The 6,374-nt window shown below is 41.2% G+C and carries 5 protein-coding genes and 2 tRNA genes; 5 read left to right on the top strand and 2 right to left on the bottom strand.

The genetic code is table 11. The features are described from left to right. Positions 1-17: 17 nt before the first annotated feature. A complete protein-coding gene (locus B9Y87_RS21755) occupies positions 18-1,241 on the bottom strand; it encodes a hypothetical protein (RefSeq protein WP_139827124.1) in 1,224 nt (407 codons plus the stop codon). Positions 1,242-1,340: 99 nt separating this feature from the next. Between B9Y87_RS21755 and proS the strand changes: the two genes are divergently transcribed. From proS to B9Y87_RS02260, 5 genes are all read left to right on the top strand, one after another. Beyond that, positions 1,341-2,816, top strand: coding sequence for a proline--tRNA ligase (gene proS / locus B9Y87_RS02240; RefSeq protein WP_085495762.1), 1,476 nt, complete (start codon positions 1,341-1,343; stop codon positions 2,814-2,816). An 80-nt stretch (positions 2,817-2,896) separates the two neighbouring features. Beyond that, positions 2,897-2,968: transfer RNA gene (locus B9Y87_RS02245), tRNA-Glu, on the top strand. A gap of 72 nt (positions 2,969-3,040) precedes the next feature. Beyond that, positions 3,041-3,112: transfer RNA gene (locus B9Y87_RS02250), tRNA-Glu, on the top strand. A 50-nt stretch (positions 3,113-3,162) separates the two neighbouring features. After that, the gene (rpsT, locus tag B9Y87_RS02255) at positions 3,163-3,414 is read left to right on the top strand and encodes a 30S ribosomal protein S20 (protein WP_031442787.1); all 252 of its coding nucleotides are present in this window, start codon (positions 3,163-3,165) and stop codon (positions 3,412-3,414) included. Between the two features lie 225 nt (positions 3,415-3,639). Then, on the top strand, positions 3,640-5,073 hold the full coding sequence (locus B9Y87_RS02260) for a purple acid phosphatase family protein (RefSeq protein ID WP_245808621.1): 1,434 nt from the start codon (positions 3,640-3,642) through the stop codon (positions 5,071-5,073). 86 nt (positions 5,074-5,159) lie between these two features. Here the strand turns inward: B9Y87_RS02260 and B9Y87_RS02265 are convergent, their stop codons facing one another. Beyond that, positions 5,160-6,002 (bottom strand): AraC family transcriptional regulator, encoded by an 843-nt coding sequence (locus tag B9Y87_RS02265; protein ID WP_085495764.1) that lies wholly within the window; start codon positions 6,000-6,002, stop codon positions 5,160-5,162. Positions 6,003-6,374 lie beyond the last annotated feature (372 nt).

Here is a 6,374-nt window from a genome sequence, read left to right on the forward strand (position 1 = left end):
ATATGGGACCATGTTTTTTAATTACGCCTTCCGCTACTTCTGCTACTGGATGACGAAGATCTTGAAGAAGAACTGCTGGAACTTCTTACGCTGCCACTGGAGCTGCTGGAGCTGCCGGAGCTTCTGTAGGTGCCACCGGATGATCTGGAAGGCGTACTACTTCTGTAGGTTCCACTGGAAGACCTTGTTGGGCTGGAACTTCTGTAGGTTCCACTGGAAGATCTTGACGTGGAACTACCGGAACTTCTATAGGTAGAAGTTCTGGGAGCTGTGCCCTTATAGGTTCCGCTAGAGCTATTGCTCCTGTAGGTCTGATTGCTTCGAGAGCTACTATTGTAATTTGGTACTGCCCTTGTGCTTCTGCTGGTGCGGTATGATCTGTTTCTTTCCAAAGCATCTACCCCAACATTACTTCGGGATGTAGTTCCAGTTCTATTGATATTGCTACGCGCAGTGGTGCTTCTATATCTACTGGAGCTGGATCGGTTTGCGTTGCTTATATTCGATCTTCCGCTTAGAGCAGTGCTTCTAAGGTTGGAATTGGAATTGTAGATTCCTCTCCTGCTAGCGCTGTAAGCGTAATTTCTATTGTAGTAATTGTTGCCGAACCTGCTTCGGGAATAGTAATATGGGTAGTGTCGATATGGGGAATAGAAGTAAGGAATGTAGTAACCGCCCCATCCGTAGCCACCCCAACCCCAGTTGTTCCAACCATATCCGTATCCGAAACGGTTCCATCTCCAAGGGTTGTAATATCCGTAATAACCGCCATAGAAACCTCCATAAAAACCACCATACCCCCATGCGAAAGGAGAGCCTCCCCAGCCCCAATCATCATAGATGTTGATATTCACATTGGTGGCATTATCCCCCCATGATCCGTATCCATTGTAGTCGTTATTGGCGCCATTATAGCTTAAGTCTTGGCTATACCCAAGACTGTCGGTTTCCGTATCACTATAGTAAGCATCCACATCTGTGAAAACCTCGCTATCCAGAATTTCACCATATTCATCGGCCTTTTGACCAAAATAATCCGCATAGGCATTTTGTTTTGGCGCTGGCTGTTGGGTTCTTGACCGTTGCTCGGTTACCCGAACTTGTTCCGTATTATTGGAATAGATGCCATCATTATCGTAATATGAAGCTTGCTGGTAAGACCCGCAAGACGCCAATACTATGCTAAGGAGTACAACGGTTGCTGCTATATGTATTCTTCGGTGGGGTAGAGAATGTATCATCGCTGTAATTTTAATTGTTGAACAATGTAAAAATAGTTAGTTTTGCCGAACTATTTCATTTAAATATAAGGTTACAAGTTTTGTGCCAAACTTACTGGTATGGGTAAAAATTTAACGAAAAGAGCAGAGGATTATTCCAAATGGTATAATGAACTTGTTGTAAAAGCGGATTTGGCTGAAAATTCGGGAGTTAGGGGCTGTATGGTCATTAAACCGTATGGTTATGCTATTTGGGAAAAAATGCAGGCTCAGCTGGATATTATGTTCAAGGAAACGGGACATGAGAATGCCTATTTCCCATTGTTTATACCTAAGTCCTACTTGAGCAAGGAGGCCAGTCATGTGGAAGGTTTTGCCAAGGAATGTGCGGTAGTGACCCATTATAGGCTTAAAAATGCAGAGGATGGTAGTGGTATTATAGTGGATCCCGAAGCCAAGCTGGAAGAAGAGCTCATTATTAGGCCTACCTCCGAAACCATAATTTGGGATACCTATAGAAGATGGATACAGTCTTATCGCGATTTGCCGCTTCTTATCAATCAATGGGCCAATGTGGTGCGTTGGGAGATGCGTACCCGACTTTTCTTAAGAACAGCGGAATTTTTATGGCAAGAGGGGCATACTGCACATGCTACTGAAAAGGAAGCTATTGCGGAAGCGGAACAGATGATGAACGTATATGCCGAGTTTGTGGAAAATTACATGGCGGTACCTGTTATAAAGGGAACCAAAACGGCCAGTGAGCGTTTCGCCGGGGCATTGGAGACCTACTGTATAGAGGCCCTCATGCAGGATGGAAAAGCCTTGCAGGCCGGTACATCGCATTTCTTGGGGCAAAATTTCGCAAAAGCTTTTGATGTAAAGTTTGCTACCAAGGAAGGGGTGCAGGAATATGTTTGGGCAACCTCTTGGGGTGTTTCAACACGTTTGATGGGGGCATTGATCATGACGCATAGCGACGATAACGGACTGGTGCTACCTCCTAAATTGGCTCCGATACAAGTAGTAATAGTGCCTATTTATAAAGGTGAGGATCAATTGGATGCCATTTCAGAAAGAGTAGCTCCTCTGGTAAAGGAATTGAGGTCCAAAGGAATCTCTGTGAAATATGATGATAGGGATACCCATAAGCCAGGATTTAAATTCAATGAATACGAGCTGAAAGGGGTGCCTGTTCGTTTGGCCATTGGCCAGCGGGATATGGATAATGGCACTTTTGAGGTGGCAAGAAGGGATACATTTGAGAAGGAAACGGTAAAAGCCGATGAGGTTGTGGCCAAAATTGAATTTTTGATGAAGGATATTCAGACAAATATCCATAATAAGGCCTTGGAGCATAGGAGAACACATATCACCGAGGTGAATTCCTATGAAGAATTTAAAGAAGTGCTGGAAAGTAAAGGAGGGTTTATATCGGCACATTGGGATGGTACTTCCGAAACGGAGGAATTGGTGAAAGAGCAAACAAAAGCTACTATTCGCTGTATTCCTATCGATGCCAAAGAAGAGGCCGGAGTCTGTATGGTGACTGGAAAACCATCCTCCAAAAGAGTACTTTTTGCCAAGGCATATTAAAAGATTTTAAAAAATTTTATTTAGGTCTTGCGATAGTAAAAAATAATTGTATTTTTGCATCCGCAATTATGCGATTTGATGGTCCGTTCGTCTAGGGGTTAGGACGCCAGGTTTTCATCCTGGTAACAGGGGTTCGATTCCCCTACGGACTACTAAGATTATTTTGAAATTTTGGGGTATTGATTTTGATTCAACAATTAGGTCAGTACTTGCAACCAAAAAATGGTCCGTTCGTCTAGGGGTTAGGACGCCAGGTTTTCATCCTGGTAACAGGGGTTCGATTCCCCTACGGACTACACAGTATGTTTAGGGGTTTATCCCAATAAAAAAATTAATTAAATAGAAAATGGCAAATCATAAGTCAGCATTAAAGAGGATTAGAAGGAACGAAGCGGTAAGGTTACGTAATAGGTACCAGCATAAAACAACCCGTAACGCTATCAGAAGGTTGCGTACGGAGGAGGATAAGAAAGCTGCTGAGACTTTGTTGCCAAGCGTAGTAAGTATGATCGATAGATTGGCTAAGCGCAATATCATCCATTCCAACAAAGCTGCAAACTTAAAGAGCAAGTTGACCAAGCAAGTAGCTGCACTATAAGTTTTATAACATACTTAGAGGAACGCCCTTCGCAAGAATGGGCGTTTTTTTGTTTTTGCTATTGGCCTTAGTGTTCAGAATATCTATTTGGGTTAAGATATTTAATGAAATTATCAAGATACCATAAGGTTACAGATATGCTTCTGAAAACCCTAGGTAATTCAGCGGAATCATATTATATTCGGAATTCATTTTTGTATAATCCAAACTTAGTGAATCTGAAAAATGATGGGAACAATACGCTTGACACAAAAACTAGGGTCTATTTTATTTGTAATTCTAATAGGTTGTAAATCACAACAGGAAAAAGTACCTCATAGTCACGCCCATGAAACTGGGTACTCCCATTCCCATTCGCATAGCCATTATCCGGAACATGATTCCATAACGGCCCATAAATTAATGTATCCATCGCAGGTCCCGGACAGGGTGATTGCCAATTTAACTACGGACCCAGCACATAGTATGGCCGTGAATTGGAGAACAGATCAACAGGTGGAAGCCGGATTTGTCGAAATTGCCATAGCAACCGATGGACCGGAGTTTTTGTTGAAAGACGTTAGACGAGTGGAGGCCAAGAGTGAAATTTTTCAAAATCAGAACAGAAAGGAGCCTCTTGTAAAGGCGGTATACCATTCGGTGGTAGTGAATAATCTACAGCCAAAAACTACCTATGTCTATAGGGTAGGTAACGGAAAGGAAGGCAATGATGGCTGGAGCGAATGGTTTCAATATACCACGGCCAGTGACACTTCGGGAGAACCTTTTAGCTTTATTTATTTTGGGGATGCCCAAAACAATGTGAAGTCGCTATGGTCCAGGGTAATACGAAATTCTTATAGAAAATTTCCAGAAGTTAATTTTATGTTGCACGCTGGAGATCTTATCAATGACAGGGATGCCAATTTGGAATGGGGCGAATGGTTTTATGCAGGTAGCTTTATTCATGCCACTGTGCCAAGTGTTATGACGCCAGGTAATCATGAATACAGGGATGGTGTATTGACCTCTTTATGGAAACCACAATTTACTTTGCCCGAAAATGGACCAATTGAGGAATTAAAAGAAACGTGTTTTGCAATTGATTATCAAGATATGAAATTGATTTCCATCGATAGCGAAGGTTATGATGAAAGTTTGGAAGCCCGTTCGGCACAGATAAAATGGTTGGATTCCGTATTACAATCAAACACTAAAAAATGGATTGCCATTTTTACGCATTATCCGGTTTATTCTACCAAAGAAGGGCGAGACAATTGGGAGCTGAGGGAAGGTATAAAACCTTTGATAGATAAATATAAAGTGGATTTGGTTTTGCAGGGGCATGACCATACCTATGCCAGAGGTTATGCGGATAATGAAGGTAAAGGGTTAACAGTGTTGGATGATGCAGGTACTGTTTATGCGGTTTCAGTAAGTGGTCCTAAAATGTACGAATCCCAAGACCAGGATTGGATGGTACGAAGGGGGGAGTACACCCAATTGTTTCAAATAATTACCGTTACCAAAGATACCATTAAGTATGAGGCATATACCCCTATAGGAAACCTTTATGATGCCTTCGACCTTATTAAAAAGGACGGTAAAAAACAGCTTGTCAATAGAGTGCCAGACAGTCCCATCCGATTAAAAAAGGACTTTGAAGGAGAAGATAAATAGGGAATTCCAATTGCGTTGTTCCTACTTTGGGTCGGAATAATTGGACTTTTTATTGATACTGACCACAATTTAATGGGTAATGAATTTCATCGCTGTCTACGATAATCTGTTGGAGTAACGCCTTTAATTTCCTTAAATTTCCTGTTGAAGTTGGCTATGGTTCCAAAACCACATTGTTCTGCTATTAGGGAAATGGAAAGATCAGGTTTGCTATTGATAAGTTTACAGGCATTTTCAATTCGTATTTCGATCAAAAATTGAAAAAATGTTTTGTTGGTTCTCTTTTTAAAATAGCGGCAAAAGGAGTTCTTGTTCATATGGGCCTTATCCGCAATTTCCTCCAAAGTAATAGGTTCGTAAAACTTTTCCATGGCATATTCAAACACATCGTTCATGCGTTTTCCCTCATCGTCCGTATATCTCTTTTTATAGACAAAGGAAGACAGGGGAGCCGCTTTTGCCTTACTTATCAAACTTATTATTTTTAAAAGCGTAGCTACCCTTTCTATCTTATTCTGATGGGATAATTTATGGAATTGTTTTGCGATTTTCCGTTTTTTGGAAAGCACCTTCAATCCGTATTCCGAACCTATAAAAAAATCCTTGGTTTCCGCCATATCGGCCACCTCAAAAAAATGGTTTCCAAAAGAGTCCTTTTTAAAGAATAAGGAGCACATGATAGATTCATCACTTTTGTTGGAATCACTTTTAAAGACGTGGGGTACATATTCGCCAATTACTAAAATGTCGTTCTCCTTGTATTCGTTTATGGTGTCTGCTACAATAAAAGATCCGGACCCTTTTACGATAAGGCTTATTTGTATTTCCTGATGTTGGTGCAGTTGGCCATAAAATATCCTCTCGCGGTCTTCCTGATAGATGAGCGCTTCGTTTTTTGGTTTGGGTATTTTAAAGGGTAGTACTTTCAAGACTTGTTTTTGCAATTATTAAGCAAAGAAAATATTATTGTGTGTTTTTTGGGGTAATATAGTATAATAATTTTCATTTATGAAAAGTTTTGAATGGACCAGTTTTTCCTTAAAAAAAGAACCACGCCTAAAAGGACGTGGTTTCTTGCTTTTGGTGACCTCGACAGGAGTACCTGTGGTTTTCCTTTGCGCTCCGTTTTGCAAATAAGAACCCTCGCAGCTATCGCTGCTGGTTTTTTGTTTTACTCCAAAACCTCAAACTGCGTTTGGTTTTTTTCTTAAAAAAAGAACCACGCCTAAAAAGACGTGGTTTCTTGCTTGTGGTGACCTCGACAGGAGTACCTGCGGTTTTCCTTTGCGCTCCGTTTTGCA

It is taken from the genome of Arenibacter troitsensis, assembly GCF_900177645.1.
Classification (GTDB): Bacteria; Bacteroidota; Bacteroidia; order Flavobacteriales; family Flavobacteriaceae; genus Arenibacter; species Arenibacter troitsensis.